Raw genomic sequence first — 19,486 nt, 5'->3', positions numbered from 1 at the left:
GGTTACTTTCGCGCTTTTCGAAAGTGACCCGCTGTAAAAGCGGAACCGTAAGTGGCCGTTACCGCAGCAACGGATATGCCCCAAACCTAATGCTGGTTATCGCGATACTGACTCGGCGACAAACTGGTCAGCGCCCGAAACTGCCGGCTGAAGGCACTGTGGTCGGTGTAACCACAGCGCAAGGCAATCTCGGTAATCGGCAACCCGGTGTGCAGTAACAACCGCGAACCTTCTTCCAGGCGCGCCTTGTGAATCATTTGCCGTGGGGTGAGCTGGAACACCCGTTTGCAGTGCCGCTCCAATTGCGCCACGGAATAGCCAGCGATGGCGGTCAGTTCGGCGAGGCTGATGGAGCGGGCGAAGTGGCGGCGGATATGGGCATCCACCGCGGCGAGTTTCTGAAACGCCGGATGGTTGGACTGCGGCGATTGCAGGTCGCGGGAGATACCGGTCAGGCCCACGATTCGACCCTGTTCATCCTTCAAGGCGAGTTTGTGGGTCAGCTCAGTTCCGGTTCGCGCTGGCGCAGTGCACTGGCGCCGATCAGTTCGCAAGCCACGCCCTGGGCTTGCAGGTTCAGGAATTTGCTGTGGGCCACCGCCATTTCTTCGACATTCGCCGCCAGCCACAGCGTGCCGTTGCAGCGGTAGGCACAGCTGTCGGGCAGGTCCGCGCCCAGTTCGCGCCAGCGCTGCAACGAATATTGACTCAGGGCCAGTTCGGCGGGGTTGTCGTCGAGTACCAGCAAGTGGCCCATGCCGGCGGCCGTGGCGCCGTGCAGGCCGGCGTCCAGCACCAGCACCTGCAAGCCGCGACGGGCCAGCGCCTGGGCACAGGTGGCGCCGATAATGCCGGCGCCGATCACGATCACATCGGCCACCTGGCCCTCGTTCATGGACGAATGCCCCAGGCGAACGGGTCGTCCTGTTCGATGATCAGGCTCGCCTCGGCACTGATGAACGCGCGACCACGAATGGTTGGCACGATGCGCTCACCCTGCAGTTCGTAGGAACCCTCGAACTCGCTGCCGATGACGCTGGCCTGGCGCCAGATCTGCCCCGGTTGCAACTTGTCGTCGGCCGCCAGGCATGCCAGTTTGGCACTGGTACCGGTGCCGCAGGGCGAACGGTCATAGGCTTTGCCGGGGCAGAGCACGAAGTTGCGGCTGTCGGCGTGATCGTCATCGGCGAACAACTCGACGTGATCGATCAAGCCGTCGTCTTCACCGCGAATGCCTTGGGCTTCCAGTGCTTGCTGCACGGCGAAGGTGTAAGCGGTCAGCGCTTCGAGGTTGTCGCCGGCCACCCGCAGGCCATGCTCGGCGATCAGGAAAAACCAGTTGCCGCCCCAAGCGATATCACCGACTACTTGGCCGATGCCCGGCACCTGCACCGCCAGCGCCTTGCGGTAACGGTAGGCCGGCACGTTGCGCACGCTCACCGAATGGTCTTCATGCAGGGTTGCCTGCACCGTGCCCACCGGCGTTTCGATGCTGTGCACGCCGGGGCCGATCTTGCCCAGATGCGCCAACGACGCCACCAGGCCGATGGTGCCGTGGCCGCACATGCCCAGATAACCGGTGTTGTTGAAGAATATCACCCCTGCACAGGCGCCAGGGTCCACCGGTGTGCAGAGCAGGGCGCCCACCAGTACATCACTGCCCCGTGGCTCCAGCATACAGGCGGCGCGCCATTGATCATGCTGCTCGGCTAATACCTTGCGCCGTTCGGCCATGCTGCCAGTGCCCAGGTCAGGAAAGCCGGCGGTCACCAGGCGGGTCGGTTCGCCGCCGGTGTGGGAGTCGATCACAGAGATGCGTTTCATGGGAGGGCCACGTCCACTCGGTTGAGTGAACGCAAGAGTGGCCCGTGCGGCGGGGTGTCGGCTTGATGGATTTAGTCTGTGTCGATGACGAAATCGGCACAGTATCCGCAGCTGTCAGTGGGTGTGGGGCAGGTGTTCGAAAAGGGTCGTGCAGACGCCGGCAATGTGCTCGTCCAGAAGCTTCACCGCCAGGTCCACATCCCCGGCGCGGCAGGCCGCCAGGATCTCGCGGTGTTCGTGATCGGCCCGTTCCTTACCGGCCGACAAGCTCATCTGCATGCGTAGATAGCGCTCCAGCTTGTCGTTGACCGAACGGATCAGACTCACCAGAAACGGTCGCTGCGCCGGCTCGTACAGGCAGGAATGCAGCTCCCAGTTGAGCTCGGCCCAGCGCCCCACGTCGTCCTCGCCGATGAACTCCTGACAGATGCGCTCGGCACGGGCGAAGGTCTCTTCGGTCATGTTCGGAATGGCCAGGCGCAGAATCTTGTCCTCCAGCAACATCCGCACTTCGAACATCTGCGCCAGTTCCGCATCGGAAACCCGCGTGACCATCGCCCCGCGATTGCGCTGGAACATCACCAACCCTTCGGCCTCCAGCCGCTTGAGAGCTTCGCGCACCGGGATCTTGCTGACATTGAACTGGCGGGCGATGTCGTCCTGGCGGATCGGCTCATCCTCGGCAAAATGCCCGGCGACAATCGCATCCCGCAGATGGCGGGTGATGATTTCCGAAGTCGAAGGCGTGTTGCCAAGGTCGGGTGCGTTGAGTTTGGGTAGGTTCACGGCGGCGGTCATTTGGAGTGAGATAGCGCTAGGGTATACGAAATTCTTTTGCTGATCTTCCCCGGTTCGACGTCGATGCACCCGATGTCGGTCATGCAACCTGCTACAACAAAACGAGCGCCTGTTAAGGCACCCGTTTTCATTCAGGCCTGCGGCCGCTCCCACTTCACCGTTTGTGCTTGTGCCATTACTCAGCTGCACGCTGGAAGGTACGTCACTGAGTTTACGTCCAGGAGGTCTCTCAAGGTCCGCACTCATGGTTGGGAGCATCCTTTTTTGAGAAGGAGAAAGCTGCCCCCAAACATGCCTCCAGATGCGGTGGAATAAAGCGGATTTTGACGGATTGCACTGGAAGGCTGAAAGGCGTTAAGCGCAGCAAACCTGGTCCTCTTAGAGGTATTCTGCAAGCCTTCTCAGAGGCTATCCGGATCCCCAAAGAACATCTGAATCCGCGACCGCAACCAGCGCTCCCCCGGATCATTGTCCTGCGACCCGCGCCAGGCCATGTGCAGTTCAAAACTGCGCACCGGCAACGGCGGATCCTCCGCCCGCACACCGCCGGCGGCAGTCAATGCATCGGCGGTGTAGTCCGGCACCGTCGCCACGATGTCGGTTCCGGAGAGCAGGGTGCTCAAGCCATTGAACTGCGGCACCGCGAGCACCACGTGACGTTTGCGCCCGAGCTTTTCCAGCTCTTCATCTATGAAGCCGCTGAGGTCACCGGCGAACGACACCAGTGCATGGGGGCGGGCGCAGTAATCGTCCAGGCTCAACGGCCCCGGCACGGTGTCGGCGCGCAACAGCTTCGGCTGGCTGCGGCGCAGTACCTTGCGCTTGGCATTGGCCGGCAGGTCGGTGGTGTAACTGACGCCGATGGAGATCTCACCGGATGCCAGCAACCCCGGCATCAGGATGTAGTTGACCCTGCGCACCACCAGCACAATCCCCGGCGATTCGGCACGCAGGCGCTTGAGCAGCATTGGCAGCAAGGCGAACTCGACATCGTCCGACAGGCCGATACGAAACACCGCGGTGCTGGTGGCCGGGTCGAACTCGGCTGCACGGCTGACCGCGGTGGAAATCGAATCCAGTGCCGGCGACAGCAGGGCGAAAATCTCGATAGCCCGGGCGGACGGCTCCATGCTGCGGCCGGTGCGCACGAACAAAGGATCATCGAACAACCCGCGCAGGCGCGAGAGCGCCGCACTGATGGCTGGCTGGCCGAGGAACAGTTTTTCCGCGGCACGGGTCACGCTGCGTTCGTGCATCAATGTTTCGAAAACGATCAACAGGTTCAGGTCGACACGACGTAGGTCATTACGATTCATCTGGAGTCCTGGCAGAGTCAGCAAACTTGACGTGAGCGGCCATATGAGAACAATGGCCAGCAGGAATATTACGGGGAAAGGCTGGTACTCTGCACCGGGTAATTCAGATTTCCTGCCAAGGAGGCCAGTTTCCTGCAGCATTTGACGATGCTGTGGAATCAATGACAGGCATGTCGACTATTAATAGCCACTGATAGTGTTGGGTTGAAAGCCCAGCTAGAGTTCAAGGCATTAGAGGTTCATTTGGCGAGGTTTGCGATGTCCCGCACGATTCGTTTTCACAAGTTTGGTCCAGCCGAGGTGCTCAAATGCGAAGAGCATGCGGCGGCTCTGCCTGCACCGGGCGAAGTGCAGGTGCGCGTCGAAGCGATCGGCATCAGTTGGTATGACATTCTCTGGCGCCAGAACCTGGCCTCGTCCCATGCTCGCCTGCCTTCGGGCCTTGGTCATGAAATGGCCGGTATCGTCACCGCCGTCGGCGATGGCGTGGATGACCTGGCCGTCGGTGACAAGGTGGCCAGTTTCCCGGCCCAAAGCCCGAACGACTACCCCGTCTACGGCGAGCAGATCGTTCTGCCGCGCTCGGCACTGACCCGCTACCCGGATGTGCTCAGCCCGATTGAAGCCAGCGTGCACTACACACCGTTGCTGGTTGCCTATTTCGGCTATACGGATCTGGCACGGGTCAAACCCGGGCAGTTTGCCCTGGTGACCGACGCCAGCCATTGCGCCGGCCCCTCGTTCGTACAACTGGGCAAGGCCCTGGGTGTTCGAGTGATCGCCGCGACCAAGAGTGCGGAGGAGCGTGAATACCTGCTGTCGCTGGGTGCCGAGAAAGTCATCGTCACCGAGGAAGAAGATCTGCTGATACGGATCAATAAAATCACCGATAACCGCGGCGTGGATGTGGTGTTCGATGGTTTGGGCGGTCCTCAGATGTCGTTGCTTGGCGATGTGCTGGCCCCTCGTGGCAGCCTGGTGCTGTACGGCCTGCAAGGTGGCAACCAGACGCCTTTCCCGGCCTGCGCAGCGTTCCAGAAGAACATTCAGTTCTTCGTACACTGCATCGGCAACTTCACGGGCAAGCCGGAACTGGGCATCACCCAGGACCAGGTCGCACTGCAACGTGCCTTGCGCGACATCAATCAGCTGACCGCCGACCGCGTTCTGCTGCCGCTCAAGACTCGGGTCTTCCCGTTTGCCGAGTTTGTCGAAGCACACCGCTACATGGACGAATGCCCGTGTCGCGAAAGGGTTGCGCTGCAGGTCGAACCGGCCTGATTTACCCCTGAGGATCACCCTCGAAGAGTCCGTGCGCCCACGGACTCTTTCGCTTTCTGCGCTTTACTTCATGAGACGCCATTGACCTGTCGATGGGACTGTTCAGCAACTGAACCGTTTTTTGCTCTCGATCTGTAGCTTCTGATTGGCAACTAAGCCCTGATAATTGGATGATTACTTTAATCTCAAGGAATGAGTCATGGACGGCTATCAGATCGATACTTTTCAATGCGCTGCACGGCTGTCTATTGAAAAACAGCGCACTCTTACACAGTTGCAGAACAATCGTCGGCAACTTCTTTCTTTATTTTTTGTATTAAACGTCTGTGGGATTCTGTAGGGCGTTTCCTAGGATGTCGCGATCCGCTGCCAAAATCCCTTGAAACCGGGCTTTTCCGCTCCTTAGCGTGTGCTCATGGGTGTCTCCATCCGTCCAGTATCTGAAATACCGAGCTGAAAATTTCAGTGTTAGCATTCGTCCATAAATCCACTCATCAAATCATATCCAGGCCATTCCCTGCGCTGTGCGTGCAGTTGTTTGCGCAATATCGGACTTACGAGCATCAGGTAAATAAAGATGACCAGTATCCATGATCAAGCGATGACCTATGTCTACCAACAAGTGCTGCAGCGATTGTTGAGTTTCTTTTCCCGTACAGAACGCACGGCACTGCGGTTGTTGATTCAACGCCTGGGGTTTGCCGCCGGGGGCATGGAGCGGATAGGTGACTTCAAGGTGCTGGTGATCCAGTCCGGTTCTCGTGACAGTTGCTACACCCTGGCGTTGCTGCGCGCCGCACAATTGTCCATCGCCAGCCGGGCGCCGGCGACGTTCCATTTGCGGGTGGCGACCTTGCGCTTGAACGGCAGCAATCCGGTTGCGCTGGAGAACATCCATCGCACCTGCAGCGCGTTGTTCGTCTATGACGATCCACGGGTTGAAGTGCTGATGGTCGATAATCGGGAAGTCCTGGCGCTCGATCACTCGGCACCGATTTCCCCGGCCGGGCGCGAATCCAACCGGACGAACCTGCTGATGCTGGGGCATCGTCGGGTCTGGGAAGGACCGCTTGATCTGTGGGATGACGGTTATTTGTCCACCGGTGAGTTCTACGGGCAAATAGCTCGCTGGAACCATGGAGTCGATGCCTTGGTCAGCAGCGACACACCTGGCCAGCAAAAACAGTTTATCGAGGGTTTGAAACGCGCGGCCGCCAAGGCCGGGCTTCAAGCCTCGGACCAGCATGAGCCAGGCTACGCCGGGTTGTTCGCGTTGCTCGACGAGCTGGGCAACGAAGGCTATCGGCGGTTTTACACCGAGGATGGCCTGGATCCGTGGCGCCCGGCCGAACAGTTTGAAACCCGTCGTGGCGCAACGTTCATCGATATCCACGACATGCTGGTGAGCGATCTGGAGGAGCGTCGGCCATTGCTCACCGAATTTCTCGGATTCCAGGCAGACGAGCCGGCGGCGCAGCTCAGTGACAATGAATACATCAGCTTTCCGGTTTCGGCGCACCTGCGTGGGCTGCAGGCCTGTTTCTTACAAGGTCGCAGCTACGAGGCGGGCGTTGTCGAGTACCTGCAACGGGCCGTGGTGATGATGCGCCGCAAGCAACTGCCGGACCGCTTGTGCGAATTGGCGGAGGAGGTACTTGGCGATCCGGCGATCCTGGCGGATCTGCGTGCACGGGCGACGGCCGAGGCACAGTGCAGTCTGGGTCTTGGCGAAGCGCAATTGGTGTGTCTGCTGTTTGCGCCTTTTGCTGACAATGGCGCGAACCTTGAACGTTTTCTGCGTCAGTGCCACCCCGGCATGTTGGTGGCTATGCCGGAGTTGCACCGGGCCATGCAGGGGCATCCGGTCGCGGATCAGGTCGTGCAATGGATGGTCGACGTCAGCGGCTTGCCGGTCAATTTGATTGGCAAGCTCTATCGCATGGGGCCGGCGCCTGCGAATGAGAGCAGGGCCGTTGAATTGGCGACCTGTGATCCGGGCGTGGAAGCCGGCAACGACAACACCGCCATGACAGCCCCCCTGATGCCCCGTGAGACGAGTCGACATGCCTACACTCCCTTGCCATGAAAGGCCCCCTTCGGTTATTCACCCTCGCGCCATTTGAGCACCGAATGGCAAAGCGCCGGGAGAATTGTTCAGTCTCCAGGGGCTGCATACGCAATATCTGCGTTCGACAGGAATCACGGCCTCTCCACCGCGCTGGACTTGTTGGGGGGAGGCGTTGCGCCGGGAGTCGATCGACAGAGCAGGGCTGTTCGGGATTTTTAACTTTGCGCTTGAATCGAACCGGGATCGATAACGTCGCGCTGCGGTCAAACTGCCAGTAAACTGCGTTCCAATTCCTGAACCACTCTATTCCAGAGGTTTTGCATGACACTCAGTCATTTTGCGGGTAAACCGGCACCGGCAGAATTGTTGGTCGACATCCCGCGACTGGTAACGGCGTATTACACCGGCCAGCCTGATGCCGCCATTTCGACCCAACGCGTGGCCTTCGGCACGTCCGGGCACCGCGGCAGCTCCTTCGACCTGAGTTTCAATGAATGGCACGTGCTGGCGATCAGTCAGGCGATCTGCCTGTATCGCGAAGCCCAGGGCATTGATGGTCCGCTGTTCGTCGGCATCGACACCCATGCGCTGTCCACGCCTGCCGGTGCCAGCGCCCTGGAAGTGCTGGCCGCCAACGGCGTGACAGTGATGATCGCCGAAGGTGACGAATACACGCCGACGCCGGCCATTTCCCACGCGATTCTTTGCTACAACCGCGGACGCACCTCGGGCCTGGCGGACGGCATCGTCATTACGCCCTCCCACAACCCGCCCCAAAGCGGTGGCTACAAGTACAACCCTACCAACGGTGGCCCGGCCGATACCCACATCACCAAGTGGATCGAAGCCAAGGCCAACGAACTGCTGGGCAACAAGCTCGCTGGCGTCAAACGCATCAGCTACGAGCAGGCGCTGAAGGCCAGCACCACCCATCGTCACGACTATGTGAACACCTACGTCGCCGACCTGATCAACGTGATCGATTTCGATGCGATCCGTGATGCCAAGCTGCGTCTGGGTGTCGATCCGTTGGGCGGAGCCGGGGTGCGCTACTGGTCGGCGATTGCCGAGCATTACCGCCTGGATCTCGATGTTGTGAACAAGCAGGTTGATTCGACCTTCCGTTTCATGACCGTCGATTGGGATGGCCAGATTCGCATGGACCCGTCGTCCACTCACGCCATGCAGGGCCTGATCGGTCTCAAAGAGCGTTTCGACGTAGCGTTTGCCTGCGATCCGGACCACGACCGTCATGGCATCGTTACCCCCTCCGGCGGCCTGCTGGCGCCGAACAACTACCTCGCGGTGTCCATTGATTATCTGTTCCAGAACCGTCCGCACTGGCGTGCCGATGCGGCCGTGGGCAAAACCGTGGTCAGCAGCGGCCTGATTGATCGCGTGGCCAAGCGCCTGGGCCGCCGTCTGTACGAAGTACCGGTCGGCTTCAAGTGGTTTGCCGATGGTCTGTTCGACGGTTCCCTGGGTTTTGGTGGCGAAGAAAGCGCCGGTGCATCGTTCCTGCGCAAGGATGGTGGCGTGTGGAGCACCGACAAGGACGGCTTGATCCCGGCGCTGCTGGCAGCCGAAATGACCGCCCGCACCGGGCGCGATCCAAGCCAGGCCTATCGTGCCTTGACCGACGAATTGGGCGAACCGTTCTCGGTACGCGTCGACGCCAAGGCCAATCCGGAGCAGAAAGCCCTGCTGAGCAAGCTGTCGCCGGCGCAGGTCACGTCGACCGAACTGGCTGGTGAGGCGATCCAGAGCATCCTCAGCCATGCACCGGGCAACGACCAGGCGATTGGCGGTCTGAAGGTCATGACCGAGAACGGCTGGTTCGCGGCGCGTCCATCGGGCACCGAGGACATCTACAAGATCTATGCGGAAAGTTTTGTCAGCGATGAGCATCTGAAGCAGTTGGTGGCTGAGGCCCAGACCCTGGTGGATGGTGCTATTTCTGCGAAGTGATTGAATCCATTCGCGAGCAGGCTCGTTCCCACAGAAGGTTACTCAGACCTGTGGGAGCGAGCCTGCTCGCGAAGACTGCGTCATGAACGCTGCAAATTCGAATCAAAAAAAGGGCGACCAATGCGGTTAATGCCGATCAGTTAAGCCTCGTCGCTTGACCTTTGGCCGCAAGAAATCAAAATCCGATGCCTGAATAGGCATCGGATTTTTTTATGCGTCTGGCTCGGGCACTGGAACTAACCCACAACTTCGTCTCGACTCCCAATTCCATTGAGGGATTGGACTCGTTGCTTGATCCCTCTCTGGTCGAGCAAGCGTTGGAACAGGCCGGCGTAGCCACCCTTCGCAAGCGGCGTCTGCCCTTGGAAATGATGCTCTGGTGCGTCATCTCCATGGCGTTTTTCCGGCGCATGTCGGCGTGGGATGTGGTCAGTCGCATGAACATCATGCTGCCCGGGCAACGCCCACTGGTCGCACCCAGCGCCGTAGTCCAGGCCCGTCAACGATTGGGTAGCGAGGCCGTACGACAAGTCTTCGATCTGACGCAGAAAAGCTGGCATGAAGCGGCCGGCCATCCGACCTGGGCCGGATTGCGTTTACTGGGGGTCGACGGTGTCGTCTGGCGAACGCCCGATACACCCGAAAACCGTGCGCGTTACGACTCCGCCAGCAACCAGCATGGCGATACCGGTTTTCCTCAGGTGCGCATGGTTTGCCAAATGGAGTTGACCAGCCATTTGCTGATCGGCAGTGCTTTTGATGGCTATCGCAGTAACGAAATGAAACTGGCAGAGCAACTGATCGACACCACGCCAGATCACTCGCTGACGCTGTTTGATCGCGGTTTCTACTCCTTGGGGTTGCTGCACCAATGGCAGCAGGCCGGCACTGAGCGGCATTGGCTGATGCCGCTGCGTAAAGGTGCGCAGTACGAAGTGATTCAGCGCTTGGGGCGTCAGGATGCGGTGGTCTCGCTCAGCACTTCGCCGCAGGCCCGCAAGCAGTGGCCAGGCTTGCCAGAGCGCCTAACCGCAAGGCTCCTAAGCAAGACCGTAAAGGGCAAGGTCTGTCAGATTTTGACGTCGATGGTCGATCCGCTGCGTTTCCCATCCGATGAAATCGTCGACCTATACAGCCATCGCTGGGAAATCGAATTAGGATTCAGGGAAATGAAACAGACACTGCTCAACAGCAGCTACACGTTGCGTAGCAAGACGCCCGAGATGATCGAGCAAGAGTTGTGGGGCGTGTTGCTGGGCTACAACCTGTTGCGTTATCAGATGGTGGAAATGAGCCGCCATTGTCCGGGCATCCATCCGTGCGAGCTAAGCTTCACCGCGTGTACTTGGGCGATCCTGGGTTTTATCAATGGCGTTTCTGCGGATCGCTCAGGGAACATCCCCAAATACCTCGCCGAATTGCATGCCTCGGCCCCGCACTATGTACTGCCGCATCGCCGGGAAGAGCGGGTTTATCCGCGAGCTATCAGGCTGAAATCCCCGAAGTATCCGATCAAAAATAAAAATGCCAGTCAGCTTAACTGACTGGCATTAACCAATGCGGTCGCCCTTTTTTGTCTCTTACCGGATCAAGCCAGATCCACCAACACGATTTCACTGTCCTCCATCGCCGTCACTCGCAACACCTGCTCATCGGCAACCGCAACACCGTCTCGAGCTTGTGCACGCAAGCCATTGACCTCGATGACACCCGTGGCCGGTACCAGATAGGCGCGGCGGCCGTTATCCAGGTGGTACACGGCACTTTCACCGGCCTTGAGGTTCGCCGCCACCAGCCGCGCATCGGCACGAATGCGCAGGCTCTGATCGTCGCCCGCCTTGCCGCTGGCCAGAGTCACGAAACCTTCGCGCTCACCTTTGGGGAAGGGTTTTGCCCCCCAGGACGGCGCCAGGCCCGATTCATTGGGGATGATCCAGATCTGGAAGATCTTGGTCGGTTTCGCTTCCAGGTTGTATTCGCTGTGGGCGATGCCGGTGCCAGCGCTCATGACCTGCACGTCACCGGCCTCGGTACGGCCCTTGTTGCCAAGGTTGTCCTGGTGGGTAATCGCACCTTCACGCACATAGGTGATGATTTCCATGTCCCGGTGCGGGTGCTGCGGGAAACCGGTGCCGGGGGCGATCACGTCATCGTTCCACACCCGCAGGTTGCCCCAGTTCATGCGCTTGGGGTCGTAGTATTCGGCGAACGAAAAGTGGTGATGGGCATCCAACCAGCCGTGGTGCGCGCCACCGAGCGAGTTGAAGGGTCTGAGTTCAAGCATGATCGTCTCCTGAAAAGGTTCGTCATGAGGCAGGGTGCGTGGGCCACTTGGCGAGACCGGTGGTTGATGACGGGCATCATCCTTCAGCCAACGATCGAGAAAAAGCGTAAAAAGTGCCTCATAACCATCGAATTATTTGATATGAAGTACCCTCGAAACGTTCTTATCCAACATTCAATTCAACGCATAAGCCAATGAACCGAAAGCATTTCACTAGAACTCAACGGCAAATGCAGACACCATAGCTTCCACTGCCTCGAACCCTGGAGTCCGTCCGCGTGTCGCAACACACCCCCGATCTTCCACCCGAACTTCGTCCACTGGCCGAGATGCCGCTGCTCAAGCGCCTGGCCGCGCGTTTTTTTGGTCACGGCCTGACGCGTCTGCGCGCACAACACCGTGCCTCCTGGCTGCACGGCCAGGCGGACGGCTTTCGCAGCGGCCACACCGCAGGCGTGGAATACGGTTACAAGGAAGGCAAGCTTGAGGGGTTGGAAGAGGGCCGGCAGGTCCTGCTGATCCGTGACTCGCGCTCGACCGAGCATCGCCCGCCCAATATCGATGATCATCTGTTTGACGATTGGCGCCTGCCGCTGACCGCCGACATCAAGAAGCGCATGAAAGTCGACGTCGCTCGCCTGCTGCCGGCCCACGCGCAACCCAGTGCCGCCCAGTGGAAGATGATTTTCAGCGACACGCCGTCAACCTCGGTGATCGCCGGCGCTGGTGCCGGCAAGTCGACGACCCTGGTGCTGCGTATCGTGCTGCTGACCCATTACCTGGGGTTCGAGCTGGATTCGATGACGGTGGTGACCTTCACCCGCGAGTCGCGCAAGGACTTCATCAACAAGCTGATCGAACTGTTCGCGCTCTGGGGGCGGTCGCTCAGCTTCAAGGAGGCGCGGGATCTGGTGCGCACCTTCCATTCGCGGATCCTGCCGATGGTGCGCAGCCTGCCAGGCTTCGAACGCCTGCAAGCGTTCGAAAACCTCAGCTTGCGAGCACCCGGCGGCGATGAAGAGGTGGACAGCAATCCGTTCGACCTGCGTATCAACGACGCCCAGCGCCAGCAACTCAACGCCTGCTTTCACGCCTTGCATACCCGAGACGAGCGCTTCCGCGAACTGATCAAACCGTTGTCACGCCATGCCTTGCAACTCAAGGAGCTGGAGCGCGATCACCCGGATGTACAAAAGCGCATGGCGGTCACTGAGCTGGCGGCCAAGCGCGATGAAGAACTGTGCGATACGATCGAGGATCTGTGGTTTCGTGCCGGGGCCTGGCCGATCAAGGGCATCGAGCCGAGTCGCCAGACTTTCGATATCAATGGCTCGGTATTCCATTGCCATGGCTACATCCCATCCCTGGATGCCTGGGTGGTACTGGGGTTCGATCCCCGGGAGAATGCCCAGGTCACTCGCCCCAACGCCAAGTTGACGGTGCGCGCCGAATGGGCGGTAAAGCGCACTCTGTTTCAAGCTTTCTGTCGTAAACCATTGATATGGCTGGATAGTTACGAGTCATCCAGACGTGTGCTGGCGTCACTCGCCGGCGACGCCAGCGCCGGGCCGGGCTTCGAATACAAGGTCAAAGGCGAGTTGGCCGCAGCACCGTTGCTGGATGGCTTTGTCGCGGCGGCCGGGTTCATCGAGAACCTTGGCCTGGACGTGCCCAACGCCGTGAGCCAGATGAGTTTCGCCAAGGACGACCCGGACCGGTTTTTCTTCGAGGCCCTGAGCCTGTACTGGCGCGCCCTGGAAGATCATCTGCTCGACCAGAAGCCGCCGATCATGACCTACAACCGGATGTTTGCCTTGTTCAGCGAGCATTCCCCGGAAAATCTCAAGCTGCTGAGCGATGAGCTGTTGCGGCCGCTTTCGCACCTGATGATCGACGAATTTCAGGACGTATCGCCGCAGATCGTTTCCTGGATCCGCGCCAGCCTGAGCGAAATCCGTAGTCGCGGTCCGAGCATGCACGTTGGACGGGGTGCCCAGCGTTCATCGTTGCTCTGCGTCGGCGACGACTGGCAATCGATCTACGGGTGGCGTGGCAGTTCTCCGAGCTACTTCATGGAGTTCAACAAGGAGTTTTCATCGCCGAGCACCACCAAAGTCATGCTCAGCGACAACTACCGCAGCCACCAGCACATCATCGACGCCGCCGAACACATTGTGCGGGCCGCACCGGCGATTGCCGGGAAAAAGGCGAAGGCCAGTGGCGAGCCGAAGGATTTGCTGCCGGTCAACGTTCTTGATCGCGACGATCCGGGCATGGCCAGGCGCCTGATCGAGCACTATCGCCAGGGCGATTCAATCTTGATGCTTTATCGAAAAAGTAGCGATAAGTCATTGATAGAAGAGCATATTAAGTCTGTAGTTAATGTTGATTCTAGCTTGCCTCAGGAGGCACGACGCCTTAAGCAACTGACCTATCACAGCGCCAAGGGACTGCAGGCCGACGCGGTGTTCCTGCTTGGCGATTGCCAGCACCTGACCCGTTCGCCTTACAAGAATCAGGTGTACCGCATGGCGGGACTGGGCAAGCCCGGCGACAGCGAGCCGTATGACAATGCGCAGAAAGACGAAATCCTGCGTTTGGCCTATGTGGGCATTACCCGGGCGGTGAGTCATTGCTACTGGTATGTCGACGGCCAGGATGCCCAGGCGGCGAACATGCCCAAGGCTTCCGACCGGATCGGCAAGGGCAAGGCGTTCTTCGTCGATCATCGTCAGGGCAAAACGTCGGCGTGAGCCCTTTGTGAATGCATGAAAAAGCCCACATTCAGTGGGCTTCAGGTTTGCTATCCGGCCGTCAGGCATAACTCCTGAGGGCCACCGGCGGAATGAACGCTTCCAGCTCATCTTCCACCGCTTCGATTATTCGCTCGACATCGGCGGCATTCATGACCGTCGCACAAGGAATACCGGCAATGGCGATCATGGTCTCGCCACTGGCCCGATCAAACAGACGGGCAATCATGCTGCCCGGGGCATCCATGCTCGCCTCGAATCCCATGGGATGAAAATGCCAGCGCATCAGCTGGCAGGCATTTGGAAATGTGACCTTGCTGAACCCTTTATTCATATGTTGCCCGCCTTCTTCATCGAGCGCTTCCTTTAGCTCACGTTAGGAGGGAAGAACCTTCATTGGCTCAACCAGTGAGAGAATTTAAAAGTAGCATCCGGATGTGAAAAAAATATGCTTTTTTCAGTCCGTTTGGCGATTGCCGTATTTGTTTTGATTCAGGTCACCGTTCCAGCGCGGCTCGCCCAACCAGGCAGCCATTGATGCGGGCGGGAAACTTCGGCAAGCTCGGTTTTTTTCGTCGAGACCCTTATGCACGCCGAGGATGATGGTCCGCAGCAAACCCAGGCCACGGGCGAGACGGTCATGCGGTATCACTTGTGCTGGAAACACCGCGATCTCGACGGGGTCATGGCGCTGTATCACCCCGAGATTCAGTACAGCGACTTTTTCCAGAACCGCGTGATGGGGCTGGACGAATTGCGTGACTACGTAGGCAACAGCATGCCCCGCGATCCGGATGAAGCACTGGAACACTCGGACCGCATTCGCCTGGACGGTAACACTGCGTTCATTCAGTACCGCATCACCCTGCGCGGCGGGGAAGGCCTGGTGTCGTTTCGCGCCAGCGAGGCCATCACCGTGCGGGACGGACTGATCTGGCGGGTCAACGAGTACGCCTCACTGGTTCACGAGCAAGCAACCGGCAAAACCATCGGCAAGCAGCGTCCGGCGGTCAGTCGCCTCGGCTTGTCGCCGCGCCAGCTGAGCTTCATGGCCGACGATTTGCAGCAGTATTTCCAGCGTCAGCAACCCTATCTCGACCCTGAACTCGACCTGCAACGGGTGGCCAGGGAATGCGGGTACAGCCGCAATCAGATTTCCTATCTGCTCAATCAGGTGCTTGGCCAGAGCTTCTATCGCTACGTCAACCAGGCCCGCCTGCAACACCTGCTGGCAGCGCTGGAAAACACCACGCCACCGTGGCGCATCGATGAACTGGCATTCGCCGCCGGCTTCAATTCACTGTCGGCGTTCTACAGTTGTTTCCGCCAGCACACCGGTCAGTCGCCCAAGGCCTACGCCAAACAAATTTCTTTGCGTGCACGCGCGCAAGACAGCCTCTGAACCCACGCACTAGGATCAACGCCATCGAAGTTCGAGTGGCGGAGTCTTGCATGCCGGCGTGGCGCAGTATCAGTTTGTGGATGGACCAACTCGACGAGCCGCTATTGGCACGTCCGGCGCTGGAACAGGATCTGGACATCGACGTGGCAATCATCGGTGCCGGTTATACCGGGCTGTGGACCGCGTACTACCTCAAGCGTCAGGCACCGCAGCTGAACATTGCCATCATCGAGGCGCAGACCGCCGGTTTTGGTGCCTCGGGCCGTAATGGCGGCTGGCTGATGGGTAATCTGTTGGGCGAAGACCGGCTGCTGGCCGGCCTGTCACCGGAGCAGCGCCGGGCGTCCTATGACTTGTTGCACAACATCCCCGATCAAGTGCGAGTTGTCCTCGAGCGCGAAGGTATCGACTGCGATTTGCGCAAAGGCGGGGCATTGTATTGCGCCGCCCGCTACCCGGAGCAGGAAGCCAGCCTTCGGCTCTATCTGGACAAGCTCTACCGCCAGGGCCTCAACGAAAACGATTACCGCTGGCTCGGCCCGGAACAACTGGCGCAACAGATTCGTATCGCAAAACCCTATGGCGGCATCCATGCGCCCCACGTCGCGACCCTGCACCCGGCGAAACTGGCGCGCGGCCTGGCACGCACGGTCGAGCGCATGGGGGTCAGGATCTACGAAAACAGCCCGGTCACCCAATGGCAGTCCGGCAGCCTGCGCACGGCGCAAGCCTCGGTGCGCAGCCACTGGGTGGTGCCGGCGGTGGAGGGTTATGCCGTCACGTTGCCACCGCTGGGGCGTTATCAGTTACCGGTACAAAGCCTGATCGTCGCCACCGAACCGCTGTCCGCCGGCACCTGGGACGAAATCGGCCTCAGTCAGGGGCAGGCTTTCGGTGAAAGCAGCCGTCAGGTCACTTACGGCCAGCGTACCACCGACAACCGGCTGATCTTCGGCGCCCGGGGCGGCTACCAGTTTGCCGGTCGATTGCGCCATGACTTCGACCTGACCAGCAGCGAAATTGAGCTGCGCCGGTATCTGTTCGGCGAACTGCTCCCGCAACTCAAGAATGTGCGGATCACCCATGGCTGGGGTGGCAACCTGGGCATGTCCCGGCGCTTCAAGCCGCACATGCTGTGCGACCGGGCCAACGGCATTGCCTTGTCCGGCGGTTATGGCGGGGAGGGCGTCGGTGCCAGCAACCTGGGTGGGCGAACCCTGGCGGACCTGATCCTGGAGCGCGATACCGAGCTGGTCCGCCAGCCGTGGGTCATTGCCCAGGGCGGGCTCGACGCACTCAAGGCATGGGAACCCGAGCCGTGTCGCTGGCTCGGCTACAACGCGATCATCCGCAGCTTCGTCCACGAAGATCAGACCCTGGCCAATCCGGTCAGCGCGCCCTGGCGGCGCAAACTCGCCAGCGGGATCGCGGGGTTCATGGAAGGCTTCATGCAGTAAACGGCGCGCTCTTCAACTACAGGCTTTATCGACAGGTACCCCCAATGAGCATCACGCAATTCAAGAACACCGCAACCCTGAAGCTTGAAGAATCGAACCCGGTCGCCGTGCCACTGGGTACGCCCGTGGCCGTGGCTTCGACCACCAGCGTGGAGCGCGACGATGGCGTCGAAACTGGCGTCTGGGAATGCACGCCCGGTCGCTGGCGGCGGCAGATCGTCGCCCAGGAGTTCTGCCACTTCATCCAGGGCCGTTGCACCTTCACTGCGGATGACGGCAAAACCCTGCACATAGAAGCCGGCGACGCACTGATGTTGCCCGCCAACACCCTTGGGATCTGGGATATCCAGGAGACCGTGCGCAAGACATACGTTTTGATTTTTTGATTATTTGATTGCCTGCCAACAACAAAAAACCCTACAGGAATCGACTCATGCTCCGAAAGACACTGACCCTGGCACCCCTGATGCTCGCCGCTTCAATCAGTCAGGCGGCGCAAACCGTCAAGATTTACAACTGGTCGGATTACATCGCGCCGGACACCACGAAGAACTTCCAGAAAGAAACCGGCATCGCCTTCACCTACGACGTCTACGACAGCAACGAAACCCTCGACGGCAAGTTGATGACCGGCAAATCCGGTTACGACGTGGTATTCCCGTCCAACCATTTCATGGCGCGGCAGATTGAAGGCAAGGCGCTGTTGAAGCTCGACAAGAGCCAGTTGCCGAACTGGAAGAACCTCAACCCGGTATTGCTCAAGGCCTTGCAGACCAACGATCCGGGTAACGAACACGGCTTCCCGTACCTGTGGGGCAGTACCGGCATTGGCTACAACATTGCCAAGGTCAAAGCGGTGCTGGGCGATAAGGCCCCGGTGGACTCCTGGGACCTGATTTTCAAGCCGGAAAACATGCAGAAACTGCAGAAATGCGGTGTGGCCATCCTCGATAACGGCCCGGAACTGCTGCCCGCCGCACTGAACTACCTGGGGCTGCCGCACCACAGCAAAAACCCGGAAGACTACAAAAAGGCCGAAGCGCTGCTGATGAAAGTCCGGCCTTATGTCAGCTACTTCCACTCGTCCAAATACACCAGCGACCTGGCCAACGGCGATATCTGCGTGGCGGTCGGGTTCTCCGGCGACATCCTGCAAGCGGAAAATCGCGCCAAAGAAGCCAGGAACGGCATCGACATCGGCTATTCGATTCCCAGGGAAGGTGCTGCGATCTGGTTCGACATGGTCGCCATGCCCGCCGATGCCCCGGATGAGAAGGCCGGTTACGCCTTCATGGACTACCTGCGCCCGGACGTGATGGCGAGCATCAGCAACCATGTGCACTACGCCAATGGCAACGAGCAGGCGGACAGCCTGATCGACCCGGCCATCAAGAACGACACCAAGGTTTACCCGAGTCCCGAGATGATGGGGAAATTGTTCGCGCTGGAAGCGATGCCATTGAACATCGACCGGATTCGTACCCGGGTGTGGAACAAGATTCGCACCGGCAGCTGAGAAGCGGTATCTGGCCATCGGGAAAGGGTGTCCTGATGTGCCATCAGCCGGCTGGCTCGAACGTACAACGCATTTGCCCCGAGCCCGGGATCTGCAAAAAGGCCTCGTTATCGGTTTGCCAAAAGCTGTAGCTACCCCGCAAATCCTTGCCATTGTATTGACTGGCATAATCGTTCGGCACCTGGATAAGGGTGGCAGAGGTGTTCGCCCATTTCAGGTACACCACGCGCGGCTCGACATTGAAGTAAGTGGCGGCAATCAATGCGTTCAATCCTGCGCAACGAAAGGCTACGGGGCCATCGGTGAGCCTGCTTGGATCCTTGGTCCTCGGCAATGGCCGAACCCTGGCGAAGCTGGTGTGCGCGTTCGGCATAACTGCGAATCGTGCATGCCTTGGGCTCGGCCTTGGTGGCACATTGATTGCGCGCGTCGACCCAGAAGCGCTGCTCGATCTCGACCTTGTCGGGGCGCGGTACCGAATGATCGTCCGTGAGCGCCAGGCGATAAAGGCGTGTCAGTTCGATCTCCATCTGCCTGAGCTGTGGGTCGCGACAGATCAGCTTCTCGACGGATGCACTGGCCCTGGCGCAGTCGAAGCTGGTTGCCAGGACCGTCGTCGTCCCGGCATTTGCACAATTGCTAATTACCGCACCAGCGCTGGCGGCGATGAGGCAGCGGTCAAAAGGGCGTGACCATTTTCATGTCGGCTTCACCCGGATCATTTCGTGAGGCCCTGGTGCAAGGCAATCCATCGAGCCCTTGCACCCGTCATTCGTTCATAGGCTGTATCGCAGTTTAAGGCAGTGTGCAAAACCTGCC

General features: G+C 59.5%; 14 protein-coding genes and 3 pseudogenes. 9 read left to right on the top strand and 8 right to left on the bottom strand.

The features are described from left to right. Positions 1-86 precede the first annotated feature (86 nt). From RS887_RS21685 to RS887_RS21665, 5 genes and pseudogenes are all read right to left on the bottom strand, one after another. Positions 87-503, bottom strand: a pseudogene (locus RS887_RS21685) (helix-turn-helix domain-containing protein); the annotation flags it as partial. 2 nt (positions 504-505) lie between these two features. Further along, positions 506-895, bottom strand: a pseudogene (locus tag RS887_RS21680) (NAD(P)/FAD-dependent oxidoreductase); the annotation flags it as partial. Continuing rightward, the gene (locus tag RS887_RS21675; RefSeq protein ID WP_322616964.1) at positions 892-1,824 is read right to left on the bottom strand and encodes a 4-hydroxyproline epimerase; all 933 of its coding nucleotides are present in this window, start codon (positions 1,822-1,824) and stop codon (positions 892-894) included. The gene RS887_RS21675 and the pseudogene RS887_RS21680, both read right to left, overlap by 4 nt. A gap of 114 nt (positions 1,825-1,938) precedes the next feature. Next, complete coding sequence (locus RS887_RS21670) at positions 1,939-2,622, bottom strand: GntR family transcriptional regulator (protein ID WP_007994315.1); 684 nt, start codon at positions 2,620-2,622, stop codon at positions 1,939-1,941. A gap of 401 nt (positions 2,623-3,023) precedes the next feature. Next, positions 3,024-3,938, bottom strand: coding sequence for a LysR family transcriptional regulator (locus tag RS887_RS21665; protein WP_085715204.1), 915 nt, complete (start codon positions 3,936-3,938; stop codon positions 3,024-3,026). A 258-nt stretch (positions 3,939-4,196) separates the two neighbouring features. Between RS887_RS21665 and RS887_RS21660 the strand changes: the two genes are divergently transcribed. From RS887_RS21660 to RS887_RS21645, 4 genes are all read left to right on the top strand, one after another. Continuing rightward, positions 4,197-5,219 carry a zinc-dependent alcohol dehydrogenase family protein gene (locus RS887_RS21660; RefSeq protein ID WP_322616963.1) on the top strand — a complete coding sequence of 341 codons (1,023 nt, stop codon included), beginning with the start codon at positions 4,197-4,199 and terminating at the stop codon, positions 5,217-5,219. Positions 5,220-5,796: 577 nt separating this feature from the next. Continuing rightward, positions 5,797-7,305 (top strand): hypothetical protein, encoded by a 1,509-nt coding sequence (locus tag RS887_RS21655; RefSeq protein WP_322616962.1) that lies wholly within the window; start codon positions 5,797-5,799, stop codon positions 7,303-7,305. 303 nt (positions 7,306-7,608) lie between these two features. Beyond that, the gene (gene pgm / locus RS887_RS21650) at positions 7,609-9,255 is read left to right on the top strand and encodes a phosphoglucomutase (alpha-D-glucose-1,6-bisphosphate-dependent) (protein ID WP_008018662.1); all 1,647 of its coding nucleotides are present in this window, start codon (positions 7,609-7,611) and stop codon (positions 9,253-9,255) included. A 212-nt stretch (positions 9,256-9,467) separates the two neighbouring features. Beyond that, complete coding sequence (locus RS887_RS21645; RefSeq protein ID WP_322614248.1) at positions 9,468-10,799, top strand: IS4 family transposase; 1,332 nt, start codon at positions 9,468-9,470, stop codon at positions 10,797-10,799. 44 nt (positions 10,800-10,843) lie between these two features. Here the strand turns inward: RS887_RS21645 and RS887_RS21640 are convergent, their stop codons facing one another. Continuing rightward, positions 10,844-11,539 (bottom strand): pirin family protein, encoded by a 696-nt coding sequence (locus tag RS887_RS21640; protein ID WP_322616961.1) that lies wholly within the window; start codon positions 11,537-11,539, stop codon positions 10,844-10,846. Between the two features lie 278 nt (positions 11,540-11,817). Here RS887_RS21640 and RS887_RS21635 point away from each other — a divergent pair, with 278 nt between their 5' ends. Next, complete coding sequence (locus tag RS887_RS21635; RefSeq protein ID WP_322616960.1) at positions 11,818-14,292, top strand: UvrD-helicase domain-containing protein; 2,475 nt, start codon at positions 11,818-11,820, stop codon at positions 14,290-14,292. A gap of 61 nt (positions 14,293-14,353) precedes the next feature. Here RS887_RS21635 and RS887_RS21630 read toward each other — a convergent pair whose 3' ends face one another. Further along, entirely contained in the window at positions 14,354-14,626 is a 273-nt protein-coding gene (locus tag RS887_RS21630) for a DUF1652 domain-containing protein (RefSeq protein WP_033054957.1), read from the bottom strand. A 252-nt stretch (positions 14,627-14,878) separates the two neighbouring features. Here RS887_RS21630 and RS887_RS21625 point away from each other — a divergent pair, with 252 nt between their 5' ends. Genes RS887_RS21625 through RS887_RS21610 form a run of 4 tightly spaced genes read left to right on the top strand, consistent with a single transcriptional unit; the run spans position 14,879 to position 18,667 of the window. Further along, on the top strand, positions 14,879-15,694 hold the full coding sequence (locus RS887_RS21625) for a helix-turn-helix domain-containing protein (protein WP_111283836.1): 816 nt from the start codon (positions 14,879-14,881) through the stop codon (positions 15,692-15,694). 50 nt (positions 15,695-15,744) lie between these two features. Further along, entirely contained in the window at positions 15,745-17,151 is a 1,407-nt protein-coding gene (locus RS887_RS21620) for an FAD-dependent oxidoreductase (protein ID WP_322616959.1), read from the top strand. Between the two features lie 44 nt (positions 17,152-17,195). Further along, the gene (locus tag RS887_RS21615; RefSeq protein WP_322616958.1) at positions 17,196-17,537 is read left to right on the top strand and encodes a cupin domain-containing protein; all 342 of its coding nucleotides are present in this window, start codon (positions 17,196-17,198) and stop codon (positions 17,535-17,537) included. Positions 17,538-17,584: 47 nt separating this feature from the next. Beyond that, on the top strand, positions 17,585-18,667 hold the full coding sequence (locus RS887_RS21610; RefSeq protein ID WP_322616957.1) for a polyamine ABC transporter substrate-binding protein: 1,083 nt from the start codon (positions 17,585-17,587) through the stop codon (positions 18,665-18,667). A 43-nt stretch (positions 18,668-18,710) separates the two neighbouring features. Here the strand turns inward: RS887_RS21610 and RS887_RS21605 are convergent. Further along, positions 18,711-19,311 (bottom strand): annotated as a pseudogene (locus RS887_RS21605) (hypothetical protein). Between the last annotated feature and the right edge of the window lie 175 nt (positions 19,312-19,486).

The sequence above is a fragment of the Pseudomonas sp. BIC9C genome, from assembly GCF_034541995.1.
Classification (GTDB): Bacteria; Pseudomonadota; Gammaproteobacteria; order Pseudomonadales; family Pseudomonadaceae; genus Aquipseudomonas; species Aquipseudomonas fluorescens_CC.
The sequence above is the reverse complement of the archived record's forward strand: the minus strand, read 5'-3'. Positions and strand labels throughout refer to the sequence as shown.